This window comes from Aeromonas sp. 604443, assembly GCF_049170315.1.
Taxonomy (GTDB): Bacteria; Pseudomonadota; Gammaproteobacteria; order Enterobacterales; family Aeromonadaceae; genus Aeromonas; species Aeromonas veronii_A.
In genome coordinates this window covers 319,136-343,793 of sequence record NZ_JAAKMI010000001.1, presented here as the reverse complement: position 1 = coordinate 343,793, position 24,658 = coordinate 319,136, and the positions used below count along the sequence as shown (strand labels likewise).

At 54.3% G+C, this 24,658-nt stretch carries 23 protein-coding genes and 2 other RNA genes; 5 read left to right on the top strand and 20 right to left on the bottom strand.

The window, feature by feature from the left end:
• Positions 1–200: 200 nt before the first annotated feature.
• From G5380_RS01425 to G5380_RS01400, 6 genes are all read right to left on the bottom strand, one after another.
• The gene (locus G5380_RS01425; protein ID WP_421352247.1) at positions 201–1,202 is read right to left on the bottom strand and encodes a glycosyltransferase family 4 protein; all 1,002 of its coding nucleotides are present in this window, start codon (positions 1,200–1,202) and stop codon (positions 201–203) included.
• 80 nt (positions 1,203–1,282) lie between these two features.
• The gene (locus G5380_RS01420; protein WP_421352246.1) at positions 1,283–2,773 is read right to left on the bottom strand and encodes a SpoIIE family protein phosphatase; all 1,491 of its coding nucleotides are present in this window, start codon (positions 2,771–2,773) and stop codon (positions 1,283–1,285) included.
• Between the two features lie 23 nt (positions 2,774–2,796).
• On the bottom strand, positions 2,797–3,465 hold the full coding sequence (locus G5380_RS01415; protein WP_005360129.1) for a tyrosine-protein kinase family protein: 669 nt from the start codon (positions 3,463–3,465) through the stop codon (positions 2,797–2,799).
• A 1-nt stretch (position 3,466) separates the two neighbouring features.
• On the bottom strand, positions 3,467–5,572 hold the full coding sequence (locus G5380_RS01410) for an SLBB domain-containing protein (protein WP_005360128.1): 2,106 nt from the start codon (positions 5,570–5,572) through the stop codon (positions 3,467–3,469).
• An 18-nt stretch (positions 5,573–5,590) separates the two neighbouring features.
• Positions 5,591–6,007, bottom strand: a complete 417-nt coding sequence (locus G5380_RS01405) for a hypothetical protein (protein WP_421352245.1) — start codon at positions 6,005–6,007, stop codon at positions 5,591–5,593.
• Complete coding sequence (locus G5380_RS01400) at positions 6,004–6,354, bottom strand: STAS domain-containing protein (RefSeq protein WP_005333409.1); 351 nt, start codon at positions 6,352–6,354, stop codon at positions 6,004–6,006. The genes G5380_RS01405 and G5380_RS01400 overlap by 4 nt, the downstream gene beginning before the upstream one ends.
• A gap of 338 nt (positions 6,355–6,692) precedes the next feature.
• On the opposite strand from G5380_RS01400, the gene G5380_RS01395 reads away from it, so the two are divergent.
• Together G5380_RS01395 and G5380_RS01390 are read left to right on the top strand one after the other, a co-directional pair.
• Positions 6,693–7,184, top strand: coding sequence for a molybdopterin-dependent oxidoreductase (locus tag G5380_RS01395; RefSeq protein ID WP_421352244.1), 492 nt, complete (start codon positions 6,693–6,695; stop codon positions 7,182–7,184).
• 8 nt (positions 7,185–7,192) lie between these two features.
• The gene (locus G5380_RS01390) at positions 7,193–9,019 is read left to right on the top strand and encodes an ATP-binding protein (protein ID WP_421352243.1); all 1,827 of its coding nucleotides are present in this window, start codon (positions 7,193–7,195) and stop codon (positions 9,017–9,019) included.
• Here G5380_RS01390 and G5380_RS01385 read toward each other — a convergent pair.
• From G5380_RS01385 to G5380_RS01375, 3 genes are all read right to left on the bottom strand, one after another.
• Positions 9,006–9,251, bottom strand: a complete 246-nt coding sequence (locus G5380_RS01385) for a hypothetical protein (protein ID WP_421352242.1) — start codon at positions 9,249–9,251, stop codon at positions 9,006–9,008. The two genes, G5380_RS01390 and G5380_RS01385, sit on opposite strands and share 14 nt — an antisense overlap.
• 84 nt (positions 9,252–9,335) lie before the next feature.
• An RNA gene (gene ffs / locus G5380_RS01380) (signal recognition particle sRNA small type) lies at positions 9,336–9,429 on the bottom strand.
• A gap of 199 nt (positions 9,430–9,628) precedes the next feature.
• Complete coding sequence (locus G5380_RS01375) at positions 9,629–10,201, bottom strand: hypothetical protein (protein ID WP_421352241.1); 573 nt, start codon at positions 10,199–10,201, stop codon at positions 9,629–9,631.
• A gap of 524 nt (positions 10,202–10,725) precedes the next feature.
• Between G5380_RS01375 and G5380_RS01370 the strand changes: the two genes are divergently transcribed.
• The gene (locus G5380_RS01370; RefSeq protein ID WP_421352240.1) at positions 10,726–11,877 is read left to right on the top strand and encodes a hypothetical protein; all 1,152 of its coding nucleotides are present in this window, start codon (positions 10,726–10,728) and stop codon (positions 11,875–11,877) included.
• A 118-nt stretch (positions 11,878–11,995) separates the two neighbouring features.
• Here G5380_RS01370 and G5380_RS01365 read toward each other — a convergent pair whose 3' ends face one another.
• From G5380_RS01365 to G5380_RS01350, 4 genes are all read right to left on the bottom strand, one after another.
• A complete protein-coding gene (locus G5380_RS01365; RefSeq protein WP_421352239.1) occupies positions 11,996–13,003 on the bottom strand; it encodes a tyrosine-type recombinase/integrase in 1,008 nt (335 codons plus the stop codon).
• Positions 13,004–13,174: 171 nt separating this feature from the next.
• Entirely contained in the window at positions 13,175–14,239 is a 1,065-nt protein-coding gene (locus tag G5380_RS01360; protein ID WP_335833062.1) for a hypothetical protein, read from the bottom strand.
• Between the two features lie 1,270 nt (positions 14,240–15,509).
• Positions 15,510–16,082 (bottom strand): recombinase family protein, encoded by a 573-nt coding sequence (locus tag G5380_RS01355; RefSeq protein WP_017779893.1) that lies wholly within the window; start codon positions 16,080–16,082, stop codon positions 15,510–15,512.
• A 13-nt stretch (positions 16,083–16,095) separates the two neighbouring features.
• Positions 16,096–16,308, bottom strand: a complete 213-nt coding sequence (locus G5380_RS01350) for an Hha/YmoA family nucleoid-associated regulatory protein (RefSeq protein WP_024946490.1) — start codon at positions 16,306–16,308, stop codon at positions 16,096–16,098.
• Positions 16,309–16,762: 454 nt separating this feature from the next.
• On the opposite strand from G5380_RS01350, the gene G5380_RS01345 reads away from it, so the two are divergent.
• Both G5380_RS01345 and G5380_RS01340 read left to right on the top strand, forming a co-directional pair.
• Entirely contained in the window at positions 16,763–17,332 is a 570-nt protein-coding gene (locus tag G5380_RS01345; protein WP_323929350.1) for a hypothetical protein, read from the top strand.
• 72 nt (positions 17,333–17,404) lie between these two features.
• Positions 17,405–17,782, top strand: coding sequence for a DUF2513 domain-containing protein (locus G5380_RS01340; RefSeq protein WP_323929351.1), 378 nt, complete (start codon positions 17,405–17,407; stop codon positions 17,780–17,782).
• Positions 17,783–17,813: 31 nt separating this feature from the next.
• Here the strand turns inward: G5380_RS01340 and G5380_RS01335 are convergent, their stop codons facing one another.
• The 7 genes from G5380_RS01335 to mmsB form a co-directional block, all read right to left on the bottom strand.
• Positions 17,814–18,659, bottom strand: coding sequence for an OST-HTH/LOTUS domain-containing protein (locus tag G5380_RS01335; protein WP_411585687.1), 846 nt, complete (start codon positions 18,657–18,659; stop codon positions 17,814–17,816).
• 88 nt (positions 18,660–18,747) lie between these two features.
• Positions 18,748–19,908, bottom strand: a complete 1,161-nt coding sequence (locus G5380_RS01330) for a site-specific integrase (RefSeq protein ID WP_323929355.1) — start codon at positions 19,906–19,908, stop codon at positions 18,748–18,750.
• A gap of 97 nt (positions 19,909–20,005) precedes the next feature.
• An RNA gene (ffs, locus tag G5380_RS01325) (signal recognition particle sRNA small type) lies at positions 20,006–20,102 on the bottom strand.
• Positions 20,103–20,204: 102 nt separating this feature from the next.
• Positions 20,205–20,993, bottom strand: coding sequence for a sulfite exporter TauE/SafE family protein (locus G5380_RS01320; RefSeq protein ID WP_270817185.1), 789 nt, complete (start codon positions 20,991–20,993; stop codon positions 20,205–20,207).
• A gap of 105 nt (positions 20,994–21,098) precedes the next feature.
• The gene (gene arcD / locus G5380_RS01315; protein ID WP_005336921.1) at positions 21,099–22,535 is read right to left on the bottom strand and encodes an arginine-ornithine antiporter; all 1,437 of its coding nucleotides are present in this window, start codon (positions 22,533–22,535) and stop codon (positions 21,099–21,101) included.
• A 358-nt stretch (positions 22,536–22,893) separates the two neighbouring features.
• Entirely contained in the window at positions 22,894–23,673 is a 780-nt protein-coding gene (locus G5380_RS01310) for an SDR family oxidoreductase (RefSeq protein ID WP_421352238.1), read from the bottom strand.
• Positions 23,674–23,724: 51 nt separating this feature from the next.
• Complete coding sequence (gene mmsB, locus G5380_RS01305) at positions 23,725–24,627, bottom strand: 3-hydroxyisobutyrate dehydrogenase (protein WP_201953309.1); 903 nt, start codon at positions 24,625–24,627, stop codon at positions 23,725–23,727.
• Between the last annotated feature and the right edge of the window lie 31 nt (positions 24,628–24,658).

Here is a 24,658-nt window from a genome sequence, read left to right as displayed (position 1 = left end):
GTCCGCGGTGATCACTGAGAAGCCAGCGGCCTGATCGCCATCATCTGGCCCCATCCACAGGCCTGATGTCCGCGTGACCCACTGCAGAAACCCGAGCGTTGCGTGATCACCGAAGCAATCCGCCCCCTGCACCCCCTAACACCGGCACATAAAAAAACGAGTAGCCAGTGGCCACTCGTTTTGACAGGTTTCTCCGTGATTCAGGCGCTGTAGACGGCCAGAATATCGGTCACTCTGTTGTTGACGCTGTACCCGCGGGCTATGGTGTTGCGGGCCGCCTGACTCATTTTGCTGCGCACCACCCCATCGCTGCGCAGCCAGTAGTTGACCAGCTCCGCCATATCCCGCACATGGCCGGGCTCCACCAGCCAGCCATTGGATTTATGGTCGATCAGGTTGACCAGCCCCCCCACCGCAAAGGTACAAACCGGTATGCCGTGAGCCATCGCCTCCAGGGCCACCAGCGGCAACCCTTCAAAGCGGGAAGTGATGCAGAGCAGGTCGATGTTGTGCCACTCATTGGCCATGTTCTGGAAACCATGAAGCTGGACGCGATCACCATACTGCTGCAACAAAGCGCTTTTCATGGGGCCATCCCCGTAGAGATGAAACGCCCCATCCGGGCAGAAGGCGGCCAGCTGGCAGAACGCCTCCGGCCCCTTTTCCGGCGAGAGGCGGCCGACAAAGGCAATCCGGTTGCCAGTTACCGTAGCCGGCGTCGCAGGCATGGGGACAAAATTGCTGATCACCGTGCTTGGCACAGGCAATTTGCGAGCGATGGGCTCGCTCACTGCAATACACTTCGCAAAACGCGCTGTGATACGATCCAGCCAGCTGTAAAACTTCAGCAACCCCTCCCCGTCATCCCCACTGTGAAAAGTCGAGACCACCGATTTACCGGTAAACCAGGCCGTCAGCCGCCCCAGCACCCCGGCCTTGTAGCCATGGGTGTGGATCAGCACTGAGGCAGGCTGGCGGGCCAGACGGCGCATAAAATCGCGGCTGTTGTGGCACACCTCGTAAGGCAAGCCCTGCTGTTTGAGCAGGGTCGTAAACGGGGTCATGCCATGGTTGCTCACCAGCACTATGGTGGGGCGAAATCCCCTGGCCAGCAGATCGTTGGCGAGATGGATAATGTGAACTTCTATTCCACCGACCTGACGCGCATCGATGGCCAGCCAGATCTGCTGCATGGGTAACATAAGGCCCTCCTCCCGTGGCTCCATGCCACCTGAAATGAGGCGCTGCATAGAGCGGGCCAGTCAGGCAAAGAGGGGCAGGATCAGGCGCCGGGACAGGCGACCAGCAGGAGGGTCATGTCATCGAGGGCGGCATCATTGATGCGCTCATCAAACCAGCGGGCGATGCGATGAGCCAGTTGCTCAAGACCGGGCCCCGAAGTCAGGCAGATCTCCTTGAGCTGCGACTCCCAGCGCTTGCGCTCTGCGGCATCACGGCTATCGAGCAGACCGTCGGTCCAGAACAGCAGGATCTCGCCGGGCTTGAGCTGACGCTCATTGGTCACGAAGTGGGGATCCGGGCGCAAACCGGGCAAGGGGCCGGTCACGCCGACCTGACGGATGGTACCTGGCCCGACCAGCCAGGGCGCAGGGTGGCCCGCACTGGCCCACTGCACCCGCCCCTCGTTGCCGAGCTCAATGCAGAGGGTGGTGAGCAGGGTAGCCCCGAGGAGCGGATCACTGTGAACCGCATTGGACAAGATGGTCAGCAAGCGGGCGGGGGCGCGCTCCAGATCGTGGGCGGTCAGCAAACCGCGCAGATAACCGGCATAGGCATGGGCAAAAAACTTGGCTTCCGCATCGTGGCCCATCACATCCCCGAGCCACAGCACCCGATCCTTGACCAGCAGAAAATCCCCGCCCCCCACAGTAGCCGCGCGGGTTTGCAGCGCCAGCTGGTATCCCCCTATGGCGGTGGCGGGCAATAACGGGCGCAGCGCCGAGGTCATGCGCTGATCCAGCTGTTCGCCCCATTGCGACTTAAGCTGCTGCGAGCGTTGCAGCACCCGCGAAACCGCCAGCAACAGGTCCTGCTTGGTGATGGGTTTGACCAGAAAGTCATCGATCCCCAGCGCCCCCGCCCGACTCTGGGTCCACTGATCCTGATGACCGGTCAGGAAGATAAAGGGCACCCCCTTCATCTTGGGATCCTTCATCAACTGCTGGCGCAGCCCAAAGCCATCGATCCCCTCCATCTCGATATCGGAGAGCACCAGAGCGGGGGGCTGCTTCCCGAGCGCCAGCAGGGCGGTATGGGAGTCGGCATAACTTTCAACCCGGTAGTGCTCATGGAGATAGGCGGTGAGCAAGGCACGCATCACCTTGTCATCGTCGATCACCGCGAGCACCGGCAGTTGGTTGACCGGGCCCTGCTGGCGAAGGGTCACGCGATTGCGATCACCGTCGCGAGAGAAGTGCACCTCGGCAAACAGCTGGTGCACCAGCGCCAGCCCGTATCCCCCCTCCTGCAGCTCATCGGGTAACGGCGCGCTGGCAAGACCGGGTTGCGGACCGCCATCATCCTCCAGTATCAGACTCAAACCCGTTTCATCCTCTTTCAGCGTGAGCCAGAGCCTGGTCGCGGGAGGAGCTGTGTGCTTGACACTATTGGTGGCCAGCTCACTGAAACAGAGCAGCCAGTTGGCTTGATCCTTTGGGGAGACCTGAAACAGGGAGAGTCCCTGCGCCAGCCGGTTGCGCAGTTCGCGCACCGACTGCAGGGTTGCCGGAGCAGATCGCAACCAGTCATCCATATCGGGCCTCCATCAGCGGGCGATCAGATCCGGAAATTGAGCAAGGCACTGCGCCGGCACCAGCGCTTGAGCCATTCGGTCACCCGGTTACTGGGCAGCCGGTTGAGTTCGCGCAGGATCTCGCTGGCCAGCCCCGGGTTGAGTTTGTCGTTATAGACAGCGCCAATCAGATTGGCCTCGGCACGGGTCAGTTTATCCACCGCACTTTGTACCACCGTCGTCGGCGTCACTCCCGCCAGCACCACCAGCAGTGCCCCTTCACAGGCCCCACACACCTGATCGGCCGGAATATTACCCCGATTGAGGGCGGTGAGCGGCGAGGTATCGAAGATCACAACATCGTAATGTTCGAGCCAGCGAACCAGCAATTGGCGCAAGGTATCCTTGTTGCGAAAAGCCATCAGATCCTTGCCCGGCGCCGGGAGCAGGGACAACGACCGGCCAGTGGCCACCGGCTCGGGCACATCATTGGGCCCCCAGGCAACCGCCGTGGCGCGGCCGGGGTGATAGAGATTGAGATCCACCAGCAGGGTGCGCAGCCCATCCGCCTCCGAGCGCCTTGCCAGCGCATCGCAGATGGAGCTCACCCCCTCTCCCCCTTCTGACGAGGTGACCGCCAGCGAGCGGATCCCCCGGGCGACCGTCGCCGCGTAGAGGGATTCGAGCTCCAGATATTGAATGGGGATGCTCATATCAAAGCGTCCCGACCAGGGCCACCACCGAGATCGTGGTCAAAATGTCGCGCATGCCATCCATGAAGATGGCCCAGTTACTGCTCTTGCTGTCAGGGATAAAGACGGTGTCCCCTGCGCGCAGCACCGGTAACTGGCTAAAGTCGGGCTCTTTGGCAAAGCCGTCGAGATCGAAGCTGCGGGCCTGATCCCCCTGACCACTGGTGGCCATGTTGATCACCACAATCTTCTTGATATAGGCGCTGCTGGTCGGGCCCCCCGCCTCGGCCAGCAGATCCAGCAGGGTCATGGAAGAGTCAAAGCGGTAGCGACCGGGGCGGGCGATCGCTCCCAGCACCCGAATGGTGTTCTCCTTTGGCTCATCGAGCCAGGGACGATTCTTCTCCGGCAGGTAGATGGAATCGCCGGGCAGCACCTTGGGCAGCAAGGTTTCATCGCCGGTTTCAAAGTAGAGGGCAAGATCGAGCTTGCTGACCCGCGCCGTGCTGCCACTGCGATGGGCGATACGCACATTGCGCAGATCCGCCGCCGCAGTCGGACCATCGGCGGCCGACAGGATGTCGATAAAGCCCATCTGCTCATTGAAGGCATAGCGACCGGGCGCCCCGACCTGACCGAAGATATAGATGGAACTGTCCGGTGACTGGCGCACCCACTGGGACTTGTTGTCACTGGGATCGGTGGGCAGCTCGGGGATCATGATGGTGAATCCGGCCCGGATCTTTGGCAGGCTGGCGAGCGCCCCGCCCTGATGGAGAAACTTGTCGAGATCAAACAGGGTCGGCGTGGCCTGCCCCCCTTCGGCGGTCAGGATCTGCACCTTGGCGATATCGGCCCGCTCGTTGGGGCCACCGGCGTGGGCGATCAGATCCAGCAACGACATCTCGTCAGACCATTCATAACGGCCCGGGATCCGCACCGCCCCCATCACCATCACCGCCCGCCCGGGTGCCACTTTCAACCAGGACTTCTCGTTGATATCAGTTTTTTCCGGCACAAAGATGGCATCACCGGGTTTGACTTGGGGCAACGCCTTTTGCATCCCCTCGGTATAAGCCTGCAAGTCGATGGGTTCGATCGTGCCATCGGTGCGCAGCAAACGGATCTGACGACTCTCGGCATAGCGGGTCGGGCCGCCGGCATTGGCCAGAATATCGAGGAACGAGTCCCCTTCCCGCCCCTCATAGGCGCCGGGTTTGAACACCTCGCCCATGATGTAGATGGTGCGTGCCCCCCGTTTTATCTGCTCTTCATCCTTGGGCACGAAGATGGTGGCGCCCGGCGCCAGATTGGGCAGCAGCTTGTTGTTGCCGGAGTCGAGATAGGCTTTGAGATCGAACAGCTCGGGGGCATCACCATTGATCACCCGGATCCGCTCCACCCCGGCAAAACGGGTCACCCCACCAGCCCGCATCAGCAGATCCACGATGGAGTTGCCACTCTTGAAACTGAAGGCGCCGGGGCTGTTGACCTCGCCAAACACCTTGATCGCCTTGCCGGTATCGCCATCCCCGCCTGCCGCCAGGGTTGCCGCATCAAAATCGATCTGCACGTTGCCGATCAAAGGGGATGCTGGCACGAACACCACATCAAGGGATTGCAATGGCGGCAACACGCTGGCATCGCCAGTATCGAGATAACGCTTGTAGTCGAAGCTAGAGACCGTGCTGCCGCGCCGCACCTGCATATTGTTGAGCTGGGCACCGGGCACCAGACCGCCAGCGGCATCGAGGGCCATCTGCACGTTGCCATCGGGCGCCAGATCATAACTGCCGGGTTTTTTGACATAACCCATCACGCTGATCAGCAGCCGCTTCTCCAGCAAGGTGACGGTCAATTGAGAGAGGTTGTTGTAAACAGGTTTGAGGGCGGTGCGGATCAGTTCATCCGCCTGTTGCAGGGTCTTCCCCCCCACCACGACGTTGCCGACCTCAGGCAGTGCAATCTCCCCCTGCTTGTTGATCTGGAAAGGCTGATCAAAAGCAGGCTCACCGGGTTGCACTATGGCCAACCGATCACCGGGAGCCAACAAGGTGGAGGCCAGTAACGGGCAGGTGAACAACAGCAAGAGAACACAGATCAATCCTTCGAGAGCGCCCCGTTTCATAGACATCCTTTTCGTCTGTTACGTCTGCCCCCATTGGCGTAAGGGGAGCCCTGACCAATCAGCACGACAGCCATCCGCTGTTGTCTGTTGCAGCCGCAAACGTACTTGTTGTAGTGATTGTGCCAACACGGTCTGACGCCAGGCTACATCCGACCAGAGCCGTCCGTGCATATCCCGTTCGATATCAATACGTTGAGATTGTAGCCGTTTCAACTCGGCAGGCATACACCCCTGCAGACTCGCTTGCTTTAATTCCGTCAGCAGCAAGTCGAGTTCCTTCTGACGCTCATCATAACGAGACCAGACCCGCCGTTCATCCTCATTGACCGGAATACGGGTGGGTCTTGCCTCTGCCATGCCGCCATACCCCTGTGGCGGCCACTGCGCACAACCCGACAGCAAGATGGACGAGAGCAGGATACCAAAGCGTTTCATGATGCAGCGGCCATCATGCCACGGGAGCGCATATAGGCCTTGATGCTCTCATGGCAGGGGATCACCCGGTCAATATGCAGCATCTCCAGCAGGTCATGGGGTTGACCGGGTCCACAGACAAGGGCCATCTGATGCCCGTTCATAATCAATCTTTTATAGAGAAATACCAAGGCTCCGATCCCCGACGAGTCGATAAAATGAACATCGCTGATATCGGCCAGGATATCTCCCGGGTGGGTCGAGAGGGTTTCAAACAACGGGCGGAGCTCACTGACGGCCATCGCGTCAAACTCGTTTTCCAGTACCACTACCTGGATATCATTAAGGGTGTAAGTCATGCTTTCCATCGCTAGCTCCTTGTCGATTCTCAGACTGTTTGCTGTCACGGCATTCAGCACGTTGCAAATGTTATGCCGGGCAGTGCCACGGCACTTGTTCTCCAAATGATACTCTTTGTGCCTTATTCGCCAACACCCACGCCTCGTTTTGATTGCCAAATTGCAATTAACCTCCCCCGCACGTTGCAAACTGCAATTCACTTGGGCCGAGATCACCCGATAACAGGCTAAATGACTGATAATTCAAGCCCATTAGACCGGGCCCGATTATTGCTTGCCTTTGCACACAGCTCACAAGCCACCGTTGGCTCGGCCCCCATGCCGCCATATTCCAGGAAGGAGAGATCATGAAAGCAGGCCTTTACATCGCACCACTGCTGGCAGCCCTTTGCGGCACCGCATACGCAGCCCCCTCCCCTGACAGCGCCGTGTTGAAGGTTGAAGGCGCCATCAGCAGCCCCACTCATCACGCTCTGGCCCTGTGGGACAGCGCCATGCTGGATCAACTGCCGGTACACGAAATCAAAACCCATACCCCATGGTATGACGAAGCCAAAACCTTTCGCGGCCCGCTGCTGCAAGATGTATTGGCCAAGGTCGGGGCAACCGGCAAACAGCTCACCATTACCGCGCTCAATGACTACTCGGTACAGGTGCCGACAAGCGATGCCGAGCAGTATCGGGTCATCCTCGCCCGCACGATCAATGGCAAGCCACTGTCGGTGCGTGACAAAGGGCCGCTGTTCCTTGTCTATCCGTTCGATCAATATCCCGAACTGCAAAACAAGCTCTATTACGGTCGGGCTATCTGGCAGATCAGCGCGATAAAAGTGGAGTAGATCCCATCATGCGTTCCATGGCGGCCAGTCAACGTTTCTTGTTTGTGGTGCTCTGCGTGCTGCTCCTTGCCTTTGCCGGTATTGGTACCATCCAGTACCGGCAATTTCAGGATCTGCAGCGCAGTACCAGTCAGGGCGAAGACAACGTGATGTGGAACTATTTCCAGCTCTATAACGAAGCGCTGCGTTTTCAAAGCTCGCTGCTCCATGAGTCGCAACCGACCTTCCAGCTCAGATACGATATTCTGGTCAGCCGCATGGATCTGGTGCTGGAGAGCAAGGATCGCAGCCTGCTTCAGCAAACAGAGATCTACCAGCAGGCAAGCAAAGCCATTCGCTCCTACATCTCTCTGGCGGATATCTGGCTCGGCCCGGAAGCCACCAAGCCGCTGGACAATCTTGCCCATCAGGAGCTGCGCCAACAGCTCGCCTCCCTGCTCCCCCTGCTCCATCAGCTGACTCTGGAGGTGAACCAGCAGGCGACCCTGTTTGATGTGGCACGCCGCGACAGCGTGAGGGAGCAGATCATCACGACGACACTCATCGCGACCCTGCAATTTGCGCTGCTCTTTGTGCTCGCCCTGCTGATCTGGCGGCAAATGAATATCTCGTTTCTGCAACACAAACTGATGCAGCAGCTCAATGACAAACTGCTGCGGGCAAATCAAGCGGCAGAGGCAGGCACAAGAGCCAAAAGCAGCTTTTTGGCCAACATGAGCCATGAAATTCGCACCCCCATGAATGGCATTCTCGGCATGCTCTCACTGCTGGCCGACCGGGATATGGACCCGAGGGAGCGAGACTATCTGGAGACGGCGCGCGAATCGGCAAACCATCTGCTCGGTCTGCTTAACGACATTCTGGATGTATCCAAACTGGAAGAGGGCAAGATCGAGCTGCAACTGGCCCCCCATCACTTGCCCCAGCTGCTGGAGGATATCCGGGCCCTGATGCAGAGCAACTGCGATGCAAAAGGGATCAAACTGACCCTGACTGTTGCCCCCGATACGCCGGAGTGGTTGATGATCGACCCGCTGAGGGTGCGCCAGATCCTCTTCAACCTGGTGAGCAATGCCATCAAGTTCACCCATCAGGGGGAAGTAAAGATCCATGTTGATAGCACCCTGTTGGAGCAGGACCGCCACTCGATACGCATCTCGATCCAAGACACCGGGATCGGCATGAGCAAAAGTCAGCTAAAGAACCTGTTTCAACGTTTCGCCCAGGCGGATGTCTCGATCACCCGCCAATATGGCGGATCGGGCCTGGGACTTGAAATATCCCGTAACCTCGCACGCCTGATGGGCGGCGATATCTCGGTAGAGAGCAGTGAGGGACATGGCAGTACTTTTACCTACATCTGGCCCGCTAGAGCCACGACCCCCTCGATTGTTTGCCTGCCGTCCAAGCCGCTGGATCAGGAGAGCTATCGCATCTTGCTGGTTGATGACAATGCCACCAACCGCAAGGTGATCGGCGCCATGCTCGACTCCGTGGGCCATCAGGTCACATTGGCCGTTCAGGGAGAAGAGGCGCTGGAGAAACTGGGTCACACCGAATTTGATCTGGTGTTGATGGATGTCCAGATGCCAGTGATGGATGGCCTGGTGGCCACCACCCGGATCCGCACCTCCCAGATGCCTTGGGCAGATATCCCCATCATCGCCCTGACGGCGGATGCGATGCCGGAATCCAAGCAATACTATCTCTCCCATGGCATGAATGGATATATCACCAAGCCCATCAATAAAGAGACGCTGCTAAGCGAGATAAACAGACATATTTTCCATGGTCGGCTCAAATACAACGCAGCCATGCGTGTCACCAAACAATAAAACCCGGATTCCGGGCTACTGATTGCTCATGTGGGACAACATTGACCTCTGCAGGCAACTGAATGGGCTTGGGTCTGGAACGCACGCAGGCAAGCAGCTGGGTCACCTTGTGACGTGCACAAAGTTTGTCTCGGGTATGCAGGGATTTTTTGATCTCTTTACGGCGACCACAGGGGAGCGTGGTGACTTTCCGGTAATACCAGATGCCGTGGGGACTGAGCCAGAGATTCATCGATGAGCTCCTCGTCGTCCACACAAAGTGGATGACCAAGGGCTTTAGGAAGCTAACTTATTGAATTGCAGAAACAAGTGGTGGCCCTACCAGCCACATCCCGGCACTCGAGTCCCCCGCCTTGGCTGCTACCTTCCGGTCCTGACCAGGTCGACGGGTTATCAATGCGAGCCCAAATAAATCAGGCACTTGGGGATGGAACTGATTGCCATCAACAAGATTTCTAAAATCAAGATGTAACAACTAACCCGACCAAAGTAATCCACATGAAGTGGAGTAGCTATAGGGGCAATTGAAAGGCCCATGATAACGGGCCTCCCTTGAGGTCTCAAGCTTCTAAAGCTATGTCGTTGCTCTGATGTTTGGTCAGAGCAGTTTCAGAATGGGCTTCCAGCTTCCCTCATTCCAAAGCCATACTCATCGGCACTGCGTCCAAGGCATCTTTGCTTGTGCAGCTCAATCACCTGTACAGCTACAGGACGCAGAGAAACCCCAACTTTATTAATGACAGCCCATCTATAGATCTCCACGTTCAGACAAATGGTGGATCCCTCACAGATGTCAACCATTGGCACGATTGGCTGGCACTTAACGTTGAACTGGGGAACAGTGATCCTGATTATCTTATTGTCCTTCTTCTTGAGCGAAGAAATTCGCTTGGTCTTAAAAGTGATCGTCCTATCATCATTCTCGATCCATGGCAGGTCGACAGATAAGCACGGCTTCTTGCCACTACTTTTGTGGACATTTGTGGCGTATTCCTTCAGGTCTTCTGTGCACTGCTCGATAATACAGCGCCAATAGTCATTATCCTCGACAGTGAAGAAGCACTTCAGGTCACCCGCAGGGTTGTACTTGATGTCTGGATCCAGTAGATAGGGAGACTGTGCCGTCACTGGCAGAGTGGTGAAAGTATTGTTGCCGTTCACCTTGGTGAAATTTGGAGTCATAGGGTTCCTCTTGGCTTTAAAATCCACTGAACCACTAGACCTTAGAAGGCGCTGCGGACTTGGCGACTAATGTGGGGCTAGTGGCTGATGCGTATTCCTTGTGACCCCAGACGCACACATCCTTGATTCTGCGAAGGAGCCGTAATGGAAGACGTCCAGACCCTTCGCCCCAATCAATAATGACGGGTCATCTAAAGGTAATCTCCAGACGGCGATTCGTGCCTTTCTGATGGACAATAAAGACACATCCAGCCCTCCAGTTAACTGTGGAATTACGTTGGGTTTCATGTTGTTTCGCTTCTGTTTTCCGCACTTGCCTGTCAACTCACTGGTTGTTACTGTTTGGAAAGTGGAGGCCCCATGACGTTAGACGCCTTTTTACACGCAGATCGTGGTGATAACTTCTCACATCAGCATAGCCTTTGTGCGTTACCGTCTCCTTTAGGGTTTTATAACGGGATTGCTTGTGGTAATCGATGGGATTCACGATCTCTCATCTGAAAGGTAATTTTGGGAGTTGATTGATGGAAAACAAAATCCCCTTTGCCATTCAGACCAGTACCGGAGCTATCGTTTCTGTTGATCAAGTGGAGCGCGGACTTCAATGTGGGTGCCGCTGCCCCAGTTGCAACGGACGTTTAGTGGCAAGGAAGGGCGAGAAGTACGAGCATTGTTTCGCGCATCATGACGGGAGTAGTGATGATTGCGAGCTTGCCTTTGAAACCAGTGTCAGGCTTATGTTGCTCTCCAAGCTTGATGCCTTGCAAATTATCAGTACCCCCGCACATAGCATCCTCTTCGAGAACCAGTTAAAGCTGGTCACCCCTGAACACCCGAAGATAGCCGTCCGCTCAGTATCACAAGCCTGCTCTCATAACGCTCCGGCGGGATTATTTCAGCTGGTGAATAAGCAGGATTGGTTCCTCGCGCTGCACTTCCCCGCAGTCAATGATCCCGACTCACCAGCTTGGCTGGAGCAGTTCATCGAACAGCATCCCAACACTGGAGTCTTGTCTGTGCGGTACTCTAATTTTGGAAAACATCTCTACGGGGACCAGCGTCCGCAAGGCATGGATACCACCACTTGGCTGATAACGATCCTTTCCCAGCAGAATGATTGTCTTGGTTGGATCTATCACCCTGGTGAAGCACAGGTATTGCAGAAATGGCAGGTTGAAGCCGACAAATGGCTGGCTGAGCAATTGGAGCATGAGCGTCAGGAAATCAAAAGGCGTGAGCAGAATAGGCTGGCACGGGAGGAAGAACTTCAGAGACACATTGAAATTGTACAACTGAGGAAACGGCACTTGCAGGAGCGATCACAGCAGACTCAGGTTGCAGATCGTAAGGGAGAACCAAGTCTATCCCCGTCGCTGATCTCAAAGTCCTGCAAGCACTGCCAGCTTGTTAGTCCCGTTCTTGACCATGGGGGCTACTGTTCACGCCAGAGCTGCGTTCAGTCCCGTCAACAAAGCTTCCGCTCGCCGTTGGCTTCCCGCTATCAATACGGCAAGGAACGACATTCCCTACAGCCTAGTAGCGCAGATACCTGGTGGTCACAGTCCATGACTATCCCTACAAACAAGGAGCCAAGGAAGCGAATGTGTCGGTATTGTGGGGAAAGTATGGTTATGGGGCCGAATGGTTGGTGGTGTGAGCATTGCGAAGACAAGTGATGCATGCCAATGGCTCGCATTTATTGCTGAACTATTAAAATTTACAACTACATGTAAGTTTATTTCCGCAAGAATACCCTGTTTCATCTTGACGGTTAATAAAGTCTAAATGCAGGTGCTATTTATCATTAAAATGATTCAAAACGTCTCGTGCCTCGATTAGATTGGAATCATTTAAATGTGCATAACGATCTGTCATTCGGATGCTTCTGTGTCCAAGCCAAGCTTTAATTATAGCCATTGGGACGCCAGATTGAGCCAAACGACTTGCGCAGGTATGTCTCAATGTATGCGGTGTGACATCTATACCTAGTTTCGCATGTCTTCGAGCTAAGGTAAATTGCTTATAAAATGTCTGGTAATTTAAATCACTCCATTTTAGTACTGACTCCAATGCGCGAGCTGTCAAAGGAATTTTTCGAGGCATTGAGTTTTTGGTTTTTTCGAATAAGACACTCTTCATTTTTCGATTTATACTATGAGGCTGTATCGACATCGACTCTCCAAATCTGCATCCAGTATCAATAAGAAACCGAGTCAAATGCCACGATTCATCAAATCCTAATTCGCGAAGCCAATAAAGAAGGGCATCTTCTTCCATGCAAGTTAAAAATCTCGTTCTGGCGTTGCATTCCCTAAAGAGGTGAACAGAGGGCTTAAAGTGGATCAATTCTTCATCAATGGCAGTGCCTAAGAGCTTTGTTATAGATACAATTTTCCTGTTGATAGTTGCAAGGCTATTACCTTCCAGCCGATAGAAGTCAATAAGTTGAAGAAAGTGTTTCTTCGAGATCTCCGCAGGAATCAAGTCTAACCACCCCATCTGGACAAGTACATGCAGAGATCGCCTTTTCAATTCGCTCCCCGTTTTTCTATGAATCCAAGAACGACGCCATGTCAGTTCTAACATGTCCTTCATTGTCGGTTGATAATCTATAAAAGTTACTTTTCTGTTCTCTACTTTGACTTTGGACCGCTGGTTTATTATAGGCTTTATTATTTTATTTGAGCCTTCAAGCTTCAATTCTAATTCATGAGCCTCTGCGTATGTTCGTACAGATTTTCTAATTCTTTTTCCATCAACTGTCACATCGACTTGCCAGCTACTCCCCCTTTGCCTGATCATAATCACACACCATTAATAATGTAATTAGAGAGGGTGAAGAATTTAAATAATTATTTTGATACTTTCAACTGACAATTATTACAGATAGTCTCACTGATGGTATTAATACATTTTATTGTTTCGTCTTAAAAATAGAGGGGCCTTGAAATAGACCCCATCTCACTTTCGACTTTATTCAGGCAAAGCTACGCCGCACTGGGTTGCGATCCGACGCACTTGGGACTTGCGCTGGACGATCTCGGCCAGTTTGGCTTTCAGGACCTCTTCCTCGTCGCACAGCGTCATCCATTTTTCTTGAAGTTTCACAGGGTTGGCTTTGGCGGCTTCAACCCGCTCATACTCGTTGGAGGGCTTGGTGTGCTGGCAGAGGTCTTCACCGTAGCCGGTAGCAGCCAGGACGTCGAAGCGAGCGGCAGGAGCATCAGCTTCATCTTCACTCAGGGAAAAAGCAGCGTTGCCGTCGGTGTCGTGGTAATCAGGCCCAAGCAACTCTTCGAGCTGTTCATTAACAAAGGAAGCTGTTGCACGGGTGTCGGAGCGGTCTTCAGTGGACTCCATCGGGACTGTGGAGGTGGAGACCTCGGGGGTGTCCGATTTTACGGATTCCGTATTTCCGGACACTTGCTTGATCACTTCGTCAACGGTGGATTTGCCTACACCGAACAGCTCACCGATCTTACGTACACTCAGCCCTTCCTTGTGCTTCTCCAGAATTGCAGCGTCACGGCGCTCTTTGCACTGCTGGGAAAGGGACGGGCCACCGTTCGGGAAGTAGTCGCTGTAGCCAGCATTAACACGAGGACGGGGCGCCCCCAGCGCCTCTGCGATTTTCTTAATGTCCGCCTCGAAGACATTCTTCATGTACTTCCCGTCGCCCAGTCCCATCATTTTCTTAATGATGATGTAGTAGTCGGCCTCAGTAGTGCCTTTGCCGTGGGCCACATTCGCGCCCATAGCCATGATACGCACTTCTTCGAGAGAGGACGCAAGGACCACTTCATACTGGTCAGCGGGGATCTCGGTGATGCGCAGGCGTTCGTATGCTTCGAGGCGGTGGAAGCCGTCGGTCAGGTAAATGTTGTCTTCGATTTTGGCAAGGCGAATCTTTGTCTTGAAGGAAATCCCACGTTCGATCAGGTCCATCATTGCGACCACGTTGTCGTCGTCCATGTTGGCGCGGAACTGAGTGTCAGCGAAACGGATGATAGAAGCAATTTTGATGGCGGAAGTAGTCATTAAGTCATTCTCCTATTATCAATCGAGCCACTTGTGGGTCTCTTCGGGCAAAAGAAACCCAAACCCACAGGAGGTAGGTCTGGGCGAGGATCTTCAGGATTACTCAGATCGGGGCGAGATTATAACGACACCGATGCGGGGGGAAAATCAGGAAGCTCACAGACATGCTTATCAAGGTTCGCTGTATTCCCTGAGCACAGGGACCATAGGAAAAGTACCTACAGATTACCTATAGATAACTCCTTCTCCTGCCCTTGCTTGGATGGACAATGTTGATAGGTGATAAAAGGTAGAGCGGAGGGAAACGCTGGTGATGTCCAAATTCTCCAGTCTGACATTTTCGCACAGTCCCAAGCTCCTTCGCTGGGCACTCCATTTTTGCCCCAAGGGCATTTCTGAAGTAGTCCCGCGGTCCGTCACTGGGTGTTGCATGTTCCTGGTTCAAGATTTTGTACATGACCACTCACTAAGCCTCATTGGGAGCTCAACATGTTCATCCAACGAATACTGTTGATAGGTCTTCCTTGCTTGTCATCTGTCCTGAAGTCATCACTCGGTTGTCCTATGGATGATCAGGGGGAAGCGACAACAGGACAGCACTTGGGCCGTCCTCGGGTAGTCTTAAAGATACCTGTAGTAAGTAGTGTATAGAGAGATAGTATCCAGGGTATCTAATAGAAGTCTTTTAGTATTGGTCTTTTCGTATCCCCCCCTATGGTCAGGGAAAAGTAACTAGCTCCAATTGCCCCTGCTCTGGAGGTCTCTGGAAGGTGTTTTATTGGTGTCTTCGGGATAATCGTCGGGAGTACAGACCTCGGGACAGACCCACGGACAACAAACAGGGGCATTCAGACGAACAAGCGCAGATTCGGCCCCAGGCTCCCCCTCTGGTCCCTTCCAGATAGCCTCTCAGACGATCTCTCTGATCACCATACGCATTCCCCCATGTTACCCCACACGCTCACCCCTGCACGATCTCACAGGTCCACAGAGAAAGCCTGAAGACAGCAGGGACACGGATGGAAGGGAGGCGATGAGAAAGGTCCAGAGGGACAGGCGCAGGGTCATCGTCGAGTCCTCCCAAACGACAACCCCCCAAGGTGTCGCGGTGAACAGCCTCGGGGGTCGATTGAAAGATTCGATCAAAGTTGGCCACTCGATCAGCTCTTTCTATTGGTCAGGGTAAATTAGCTTTACCTAATGTTCTTTGGGACAGTCCCAGTGATTGATCCTTTCGATGGTCCCAGGCTCAACCGATAGACACACTCGATCAACTCAGCTCCCCATCCTCTCGCATCCTTGTTGATAGGCGATGGACAGTCGCTCGGCTGACCCCATGAAGCGTAGCGATTTCCCGCAGGGACTTGCCGCCTTCCAGCAGAGTCGCCTTGATTGCATCCTCGTCGATACTCTTGGGCCTGCCTGTGTACTTCCCCGCAGCCTTAGCTTTGGCGATCCCTTCCATCTGACGCTCCTTGCGTAGAGCCGTCTCGAACTCAGCAAAGGCGCCCAGCATGGTGAACATCAGCTTACCTTGGGCTGTCGTCGTCTCTAGGTTCTGGTCCAGTACACGCAGGGTCACGCCCTTGGCTTCCAGTTGTTCCGTAATGTCCAGCAGGTCAGCGAGAGAACGGCCCAGACGGTCCAGTTTGGTGATCACCACATCGTCCCCCTCTCGGACATACCGCAGGAGTTCGGCTAGTTGCTCACGGCCATCTGTGCTGGTCCCTGATACCTTCTCTTGGTACACACGCTCACAACCGGCCTTTGTCAGCTTATCCAGTTGAACATCCAGCGATTGACCGACAGACGACACACGTGCATAACCGATAACCTGTCCCATCACTCTCTCCTACTCAATCAACCAATGCCCAAGCTGTCATAGGGACTTTCCCCGCATCGTAATGCTTTCCAGCCGCTATCTCTGCTTGCCGGTGGTCAATCGCTGCGATGACCTTCAGTTCCTCTTGGAGGCCCGTAGCCGCAGCCTTATCAAGCATCCTTGGGGCAACTCTATCCAGTGACTTCCTGTCCTTGAATCGGCGAAGCCTGATAACCAAGTCATTCATACGGAAATCTCCTTCATCTTCTTCCTATTGCTTCAACGTGAGTCCTTGTCGGTGTCACGCCGTCACATTAACACCTAGACATTATGAGACTTAGATTATGAAACAGAAATGAGACGGTCAATACACCCGAGTGAAAGAAGTCCATTAGGGTATACTTAAAAGGGACGAATAAATGGTAGAGACACACGGCAGGAGGCCGCAGGAAGATGCAGGGGATCGCCTACGTGTTAGCAATAGGGTGGCTTGGGGTAGGTATAAGGAGAGGCGCAGGCAGGCGCTCAGGCGGTGAGAAAAAAGAACGGCAGGGCGACCGGTGCGCTGGAGAACTGAGGGGGTACGGGGGAAAGACGCGTGGTTTTATTACTCAGCTGATCCCACAGATTTTTTGCAGAATTTACCGAGAGTCTTTTGTTTGATAGCCTATTGGAAAAATTAACTTCATTTAGGTTATAAGATGGATTTAAACTCATTGAATGAACACTTGTTTAACTTAGTTTTTTATGGTGTTGTTTCAGGTATTGGTGCCTTTTTTGGTAGCTATTTAAAAAGGACTGGGGATTACAAAGCACAAATTGAAAATACAGATACATTAAGAAAAATTGAATTGAAAGTGGATAAGCTATTCAGTAAAAAAGAACGTTATGAGTTGCTGATTTCAGAAAAAATAGAAGTGTATGCTCAGTTAATTTTCGACATTCACGCGACATTCGCAATAGGACAGCACGCATACGTTATCGAAGAAATTGAACGTAATGTAGTATTTGAGAAAGCAAACAAAGCAGTTCTTATTCAAAAAATGTATTTCCCAGAATTAAAGGTTGTAACTGAACGGTTGTTCGACTCTGTTACTAATTATTCTGCCTTGTATCCTCTTTGCTTTGGAGAAACAAGGGAATACGATGAAATACAAACACGCCGAGAATTTTCTATTTTTGAAAAGGAAATAATTTCCGCTTGCAATAATGCTATAGATGAGCTTAAAGAATACATAAATAACAACATAAACATAGTCATTCCAGAATAAATGGGACTTTTGATAACTTGACATTATCGCGCTTAACTCACATCCAAATTTTTGATGTTTAAAGGGCATAAGATGAAACGAGACTGGGAAATTATTAGAGCTATACTGACAAAGATTGAAGATGATGTTTCTTTTCAGAAGAAATTCTTAGATTTATCAGATTTTAATAAAGCTACACTAGACGAACGTTATGTGATAGCCGAACACATGAGATTCTTGATTGATGCCCAGCTTGTCAGAGGGGAAATGAGTCAACGATTGGGGGTGAACGTTGTAAGCGGTTTCACTGCCAGAGGCCTTACGTTTGCTGGGCATGAATTCCTTGATACAATCAGAAATGATACCGTCTGGAACAAGACTAAAGAGACCTTTAAAATCAAGGGGCTCGACATGACCTTTGATCTTATTAAAACCGTTGCAGTCAGTGTGGCAACCTCGATCCTGTTCTGAATGTGTAAGCGGTAGAAATTAGAAAAATAATTTAGGCCTCGCGTGTGCGATACCAAACAATAAAACCAGTGGGAGATGGTCGTTTATCTACTTCGAAGAGCTGGGAACGATGAATAACCTCCCGCCAACTACGACATCCGTACAGCTTGGGGGATAAATCTGGCCATCTTTGCCCGATACTACGGATGGCTTCATTTAACTGGGCCCAGCCATCCTTAGCTATTGAGTGTTCTGCAAATTTCAGCTGTTGGACGATGGTTGTGCTTTCCCAATTGTCGATCTGTTCACCAGGGATAACTCCGTAGTAATAGAGACTCTTTCCGACTGGTGAGTTAATAAACTCGAAAAGTTCTTTCTTGCCGTCTTCAAATGCAGTCAGGAGGGAAATCAGCGTATCCTTATTGCTCTTGATGGTACTGGCTGCTGTAGACAGATAGCTGATTGCATCTTGGCAACTAATCTCCGAGTTCAATGCAAAACGTGACAGAAAATGATGAACCAGCTCATTTCGTAATTCGACCAACTGTTTGAGCTTTTCATTCATCCACTCACCGTCTTCTAGGCCAAAACTGACACGGAAGTAAGCTCGGCCGTTTAGAGCGTCATCATCAATTTCTTGCTCATTCTCCAACGTCGTTCTTTGGCTCCACTGACCAACCAAATGCCCCAGCGTTTTTCCGCCTAGAAGCTGGCGGTCACGTTCTACGTTACGAGCTAACTCATCGGAGAACCCGCTCACCTTTAGAGTGGGTAGGGCTGCTTTGAGCATCAATTCAAACTGCTGCAACTGGAGGAGACATCGCCCGTACTCCAACGCAATTTGCTCTTTCAGGTCATTCAAACCAGATTGTGCCGTGTCATGCCTATGGTGTTCCAATGGAGATCTTCCTTGTGCTCATTAGCATCCAGCTAATAGTGGCTATTTGAGTTGAAGTACCTACTAGATGTTCACCAATGTAGCGCGTTCATAGTGCGACTTCGATAGCTGCCTGTAGCTTCTCGACTGCAATTCCACCACCGTACCTGTCGTAGCTGATGGCACCATTGGTATGCCCCAAGATTGCCGCCGCATACTGTAACGGCACCCCATGATCCTTCAACGCTGTTGCCACAGTATGCCGTAAGCTGTGGAAGTCTTTGTCTACAGGACGATGACGACTGAACCACTGCCCCCAAAGATGGCTGTAACCGTCTTGTCGATGAGGTAGCTCTGGGAACAACCGTCCCCCTTCCCTTTCCTGCACAAAGTCGATAAAGCCACCAGCAATCAGCGAGGAGTGAATAGGGATCAGGCGGGCACTGTTGGCCGTCTTGAGCTTCTGGTCTGGGCGGTTGTCTCTGATGTTCAGGCACCACACCTTGTCGACCTGCTGCACATCGTCCGCGTACAACTGGCAGATCTCATTGGCTCTCGCTCCGGTATACAGGCCGAGCAGCGCTATCCACTTACGGTATGGCTCCTGCTGCTTCGCCCATTGGATCAACCGTTGCTTCTCCGCAGATGTATAGCTGCTTCGAGCATTGACCTCTTTGACCCGCTGTAGCTTGAGCCCAGCGAAGTGATTGACGATCCCCTCGTGGTGGTTCGATAACCAGACAAATAGCAGAGAGAGCTTCTGGAGGTACTTGTTGATAGTCGTTGGACTCTTGCCGGAGTTCAGTAACTCGTCCTTGAACTTGACCACATCGGCCTTGCTGTATGCCGTGGGAGCTCTATCCCCCAGCGCCTTGATGAAGTAGCCGATGTAGTTTTTTTGGTTACTGAGCTCTTTGGGCGCCCAGGACAGCGCCTTCTCTTTCAGATAACGCTCACTGAGTTCTGAGAGTACTGGGGATGCAATGGCAGAGGGTCCCACAGGGGCTGACTGAGAGGCTGGATTGGCCGCTGAGGGTGTCTGTTGCGGTAGCCGCTGAGGCTCTGGCAGGGAGTTTGACTGAGGTTCTGGCTGGACAGCCGCAGGTTTTACCCGAGAACGCGCACAGGCAAGCATCTGAGCCACCTGTTCACGAGCAACCAGCTTGTCCCGAGTACGGAGAGATTTCTTGATGTCTTTGCGGCGACCACAGGGGAGCACTGTCACCTTGCGGTAGTACCAGATACCTTGAGGACTGAGCCAGAGATTCACAGAGAAGACTCCTGATTCATCCACACAAAGTGGATTACCAAGAGGTCTGAAGGGGGAAATTAGCTGTAACTTATTGAATTGCAGAAACAAGTGGTGGCCCTACCAGCCACATCCCGGCACTCGAGTCCCCCGCCTTGGCTGCTACCTTCCGGTCCTGACCAGGTCGACGGGTTATCAATGCGAGAGGACCAATAGGACCACCGGCGAGGAGAATAGGCAAACTGGGCGTTCAATGCAACGGCTTTCTACCCTCCAACAGATCGTTTGCCTTATTTTTCAACAATCTGCCGAATGAATCAGCTAAACAGCATAAATTTCGCCCCCACCAGCAGCATCAGCAGAGCAAATGCCTGCTTGAGGCGTCTTGGTGACAATCGGTGTGCCAGCTTGGCACCAAGGCGGGCAAACTGGGTACTGGTCAGCACAATGCCCAGCAGGGCGGGCAGATAGATGTAGCCCACACTCCACTCGGGCAGATCGGCATGACCCCAACCCGCATAGAGGTAGCTGAGGCTCCCCGCCAGCGCGATGGGCATGCTGCAAGCTGCAGAGGCCGCTACCGCATTGCGCATTGGCACCGAGTTCCAGCTCAGGTAAGGGACGGTGAGCGAGCCACCGCCAATGCCAAACAGCGCTGACATCCAGCCAATGATGGTACCGGCGATGCCTGTGCCGAACGCTCCTGGCAGGTGTCTTTCCGCCTTGGGCTTGAGGTTAAGCCCCATCTGCAGCGCCATAGTCCAGGCGAAGCAGCCGATAATGATATTGAGGGTGCCGGTACTGAGCAGATTGGCCGTCATACCACCGAGCCAGGCACCAACCAACATACCAGCCCCCAATCTGCGGATCATCACCCAGTCGACGGCGCCCGCTTCCTGGTGCGCTCTAAGCGAGCTGAATCCGGTAAAGATCATGGTGGGAAGGGAAGTGCCGAGGGCCAGATGGGTAATTATTTCAGGGTCGATACCCTGAGCGCGAAAGGTCATGACCAGCACGGGGACAATGATCAATCCACCGCCAATCCCGAACAGCCCCGCCAGCATGCCGGCAAAGGCGCCCAGCAGGAGGTAACCCATAAACAGCATAAAAATTCCTGTGTTAAACAAAAACTGGCCAACACGGCCGGGCAACAGTGGATATCTGCATGAAAAAAAAGAGATGGCGCGAGGGCCATCTCTTCATTGTGCCGGTTAGTGCAGTGGAATGGTACCGTCCATCACCTTGTAGAAGGCCAGCACGGCACAGCCAAGTAGGGCCGCCGTCATCCCCTGCTCCAACCGGTTAAGGCCGCGCAGACCGTGATGCTGACGCGCCTTCCAGTAGATGAAGATGCCCGGACTATAGAGCAGCGCCACCAGCAACAGGTACTCCACACCGGCAGCGTAGACCAGCCAGCAGCCGTAAACTGTCGCCACCAGGGCCAGCAGCAGGTCACGCTTGCGCTGATGAGGTTGACCCTGATAGGTCTCCCCTTTCAATGCCAGCTTCAGGCCATAGGCACCGGAGAAAACGTAGGGCACCAGCGCCGCCGAGGTGGCGATGTTGACCAGCGCCAGATAGGTGCTGCTCTGGAAGTAGATGATGATCAGGAAGATCTGCACCAGACAGGTAGAGCACCAGAGGGACACCTGCGGCGAGCCGTTCTTGTTCTCCTTGGCAAACCAGCCCGGGAACACACCGGTCTTGCCTGCGATATAGGGCACTTCAGCGGCCAGCACGGTCCAGCTGAGCAGCGCCCCCATCACCGACACCACCAGACCGATGTTGATAAGCCAGGCCCCCCAGGGGCCGACTACGGCTTCAAGGATCATGGCGGTAGAAGGGTTCTTGAGCGCCGCCAGTTGCGGCTGGCTCATGACACCCAGCGAGAACAGGGTCACCATCACATAGAGTGTCAGGGCGCCGAGCAGCGCCAGCACGGTGGCACGGCCCACATCCTTGCGATGACGGGCACGGGCAGAGACCACCACGGCCCCTTCAATCCCGATAAAGACCCAGAGGGTCACCTTCATGGTGGACTTGACCTGATCCATCACGGAGCCCAGCTCCATGTTGTTCTGGCCCCAAATATCCAGAGTGAAGGTATCCATGTTGAAAGCCAGCAGGATCGCAACACAGAAGACGATGAGCGGCACCATCTTGGCGATGGTGGTGACGATATTCACCAGCGCAGCAACCTGTACCCCGCGCAGCACCAGCGCATGCACCGACCAGATCAGGATGGAGGCCAGCGTGATGGCCACCGGCGTATTGCCGTCACCGAAGATGACGTTGTCAGGTGTATCGAAGAAGTAGCTCAGGGCGCTGAACACCACGATGGCGTAGGAGACGTTGGCCAGCAGTTGGCAGAGCCAGTAACCCCAGGCGGCGTTGAAACCGATAAAATCGCCGAAACCGGCTTTGGCATAGCTGAAGATACCGCCATCGAGATCGGGGCGGCGCATGGAGAGGTTCTGATAGACCAGCGCGAGACAGATCATGCCCAGACCGGTGATGGCCCAACCCAGGGCGACCGCCCCGGCACTGGCATGCGCAGCAATGTTTTGTGGCAGACTGAAGACCCCGGCGCCGACCATGGAGCCGATCACCAGCGAAATGAGGGCGCCCAGCCCTAGTTTCTTGTCCATTTCAATCCTGTTTATTTAGGCGGCGGCAGAGCGTCCGTATTCATACTGCGCGCAATATGGGAGGGGCTGGGAATCCTGACCCCGTGAAAAAGGCGGCAACTATATTGCATGACTATTCCGACCGCAATCCCTCGTCCCGTCAATCATGCACCGCCTTGACCGCGCGCAATTTTACAGCACTGACCCATATGGCCTGTGAGCTGGCTCAAATTAACCAAGACCCATTGATATTTCTCATTTTTCTGCCAACACAACCTGACTCGCATGGTTCCTATGCATCGCCATTCAGGCGCTCTCTGTATAAATAATCTGCATAAAAAAGCCCCGGTGGAAACACCGGGGCCCATTATGTAAATCCCTATAAACGCAAACCGCCATCCAGTTCTATCATCCGCCCCGACAGATAGTCGTTGGCAAAAATAAAGCTCACCGTCTCGGCCAGCTGTTGCGCCTCGCCAAGGGTGCCGACCGGAATGGCCTGCTGCATCCGCGCCATCGCCTCCGGCTTCATCGCCGCCGTCATGTCGGTGGCAAACACCCCGGGGGCAATCCCCATGACCCGAATGCCATGGCGCGCCAGCTCCCGCGCCCAGGTCACCACCAGCGAGGCAACTCCCGCCTTGCTGGCGGCATAGTTGCTCTGGCCGATATTGCCGGCGCGGGCAATGGAAGAGATGTTGATGATAACGCCCCCCTGCCCCCCTTGCGCCATCAGCGCCGCCCCCTCGCGCCCGCAGAGGAAGGTACCTGTGAGGTTGACGTCAATCACGCTCTGCCACTGGGCCAGCGTCATCTTCTCCACCAGCTCACCCTCTTTCACCTTGATCAGCATGCCATCGCGCAAAATGCCGGCGCAGTTGATAAGACCGTGCAGCACGCCAAAACGCCCCTTGATGGCAGCAAAAACCGACTCAACCTCGGCTTCGCTCGCCACATTGCAGACAAACAGCTCGCACTGGCTATCTTGATCGCACTGATCATTCTGGCTGTGCACCATGGCTGAGGTCGCCTCCAGATCGGCGCGATTGATGTCGAGCAGCGCCAGCGTCGCCCCCTGTGCGCCCAGGGCCAGCGCAATGGCCCGTCCCAAGCCACGTCCAGCGCCGGTAATAACGATGACCTTATCTTTGATATCCATCAATGCTCCTTGTAGCGGTCGAAGGGAGATGCCTTGAAGAGAGGTGGCCCGTCAGGCGGGATCCTGTTTATCCAGATAGAGTTCGACGATGCTGGAGAAATCACGGCTCCCCTGCCCCTGAGCAGCATGCAGGTTGAACAGGTTACGGGCGAGCGCCCCCATCGGCACAGCGCTGTGGCCATGCTCGGCCAGCGCCATGGCCAGCCCCAAATCTTTCACCATCAGACGGGTCATAAAGCCCCCCTGATAGTTGCGGGCGGCAGGGACATTCTCCATCACCCCGGGCCAGGGGTTGTAGCGCTCCAGACTCCAGTTGTTGCCGGAGCTCTTGCCCATGATGGTGGAGAGCACGGCGGGATCCAGTCCCTCCTTCACCCCGAGGGCCAGCGCCTCGGCGGTACCCGCCATATGGATCGCAAGCAGCATGTTGTTGCACATCTTGGCGATCTGCCCGGCACCCAGCGCCCCGGCGTGAAACAGGTTCTGCCCCATGCAGGCGAGCAGAGGTTTTGCCGACTCGAAATCCGCCCTATCGCCGCCAACGATAAAGGTGAGCGTCCCGGCGGCCGCACCGGCGACACCGCCCGATACGGGGGCATCAATAAAGCGCAAACCGCGTGCGCGGGCCGCCTCCCCGACCTGACGGGCAGAGTCGACATCTATGGTGGAGCAGTCGATCACCAGTGCACCAACCGGCAGGGCTGCCAGCAGATCCTGCCCCTCAGACAACCAAAGGTCGCGCACATGCTCCCCCGCAGGCAGCATGCTGATCACCACCTCGCAGCCGGTCACCGCCTCACGGGCATCCCCCGCGGCGATGCAGCCAGCGGCGATAGCGCGCTCAATGTTTTGGGCAACCAGATCAAACACCTGCACCCTGTGCCCGGCCCTGGCCAGATTGGCCGCCATGGGCCCCCCCATGTTGCCGAGCCCGATAAACCCTATCCTTGTCATCCCGCTTGCTCCTTGCGTTGCTGATGGCGGC

Bases quoted from the DNA above. Each gene is read 5' to 3' on its own strand.
- G5380_RS01425 (WP_421352247.1), bottom strand. From the start codon at position 1,202: ATGTTACCCATGCAGCAGATCTGGCTGGCCATCGATGCGCGTCAGGTC.
- G5380_RS01420 (WP_421352246.1), bottom strand. From the start codon at position 2,773: ATGGATGACTGGTTGCGATCTGCTCCGGCAACCCTGCAGTCGGTGCGC.
- G5380_RS01415 (WP_005360129.1), bottom strand. From the start codon at position 3,465: ATGAGCATCCCCATTCAATATCTGGAGCTCGAATCCCTCTACGCGGCG.
- G5380_RS01410 (WP_005360128.1), bottom strand. From the start codon at position 5,572: ATGAAACGGGGCGCTCTCGAAGGATTGATCTGTGTTCTCTTGCTGTTG.
- G5380_RS01405 (WP_421352245.1), bottom strand. From the start codon at position 6,007: ATGAAACGCTTTGGTATCCTGCTCTCGTCCATCTTGCTGTCGGGTTGT.
- G5380_RS01400 (WP_005333409.1), bottom strand. From the start codon at position 6,354: ATGGAAAGCATGACTTACACCCTTAATGATATCCAGGTAGTGGTACTG.
- G5380_RS01395 (WP_421352244.1), top strand. From the start codon at position 6,693: ATGAAAGCAGGCCTTTACATCGCACCACTGCTGGCAGCCCTTTGCGGC.
- G5380_RS01390 (WP_421352243.1), top strand. From the start codon at position 7,193: ATGCGTTCCATGGCGGCCAGTCAACGTTTCTTGTTTGTGGTGCTCTGC.
- G5380_RS01385 (WP_421352242.1), bottom strand. From the start codon at position 9,251: ATGAATCTCTGGCTCAGTCCCCACGGCATCTGGTATTACCGGAAAGTC.
- G5380_RS01375 (WP_421352241.1), bottom strand. From the start codon at position 10,201: ATGACTCCAAATTTCACCAAGGTGAACGGCAACAATACTTTCACCACT.
- G5380_RS01370 (WP_421352240.1), top strand. From the start codon at position 10,726: ATGGAAAACAAAATCCCCTTTGCCATTCAGACCAGTACCGGAGCTATC.
- G5380_RS01365 (WP_421352239.1), bottom strand. From the start codon at position 13,003: ATGATCAGGCAAAGGGGGAGTAGCTGGCAAGTCGATGTGACAGTTGAT.
- G5380_RS01360 (WP_335833062.1), bottom strand. From the start codon at position 14,239: ATGACTACTTCCGCCATCAAAATTGCTTCTATCATCCGTTTCGCTGAC.
- G5380_RS01355 (WP_017779893.1), bottom strand. From the start codon at position 16,082: ATGGGACAGGTTATCGGTTATGCACGTGTGTCGTCTGTCGGTCAATCG.
- G5380_RS01350 (WP_024946490.1), bottom strand. From the start codon at position 16,308: ATGAATGACTTGGTTATCAGGCTTCGCCGATTCAAGGACAGGAAGTCA.
- G5380_RS01345 (WP_323929350.1), top strand. From the start codon at position 16,763: ATGGATTTAAACTCATTGAATGAACACTTGTTTAACTTAGTTTTTTAT.
- G5380_RS01340 (WP_323929351.1), top strand. From the start codon at position 17,405: ATGAAACGAGACTGGGAAATTATTAGAGCTATACTGACAAAGATTGAA.
- G5380_RS01320 (WP_270817185.1), bottom strand. From the start codon at position 20,993: ATGCTGTTTATGGGTTACCTCCTGCTGGGCGCCTTTGCCGGCATGCTG.
- arcD (WP_005336921.1), bottom strand. From the start codon at position 22,535: ATGGACAAGAAACTAGGGCTGGGCGCCCTCATTTCGCTGGTGATCGGC.
- G5380_RS01310 (WP_421352238.1), bottom strand. From the start codon at position 23,673: ATGGATATCAAAGATAAGGTCATCGTTATTACCGGCGCTGGACGTGGC.
- mmsB (WP_201953309.1), bottom strand. From the start codon at position 24,627: ATGACAAGGATAGGGTTTATCGGGCTCGGCAACATGGGGGGGCCCATG.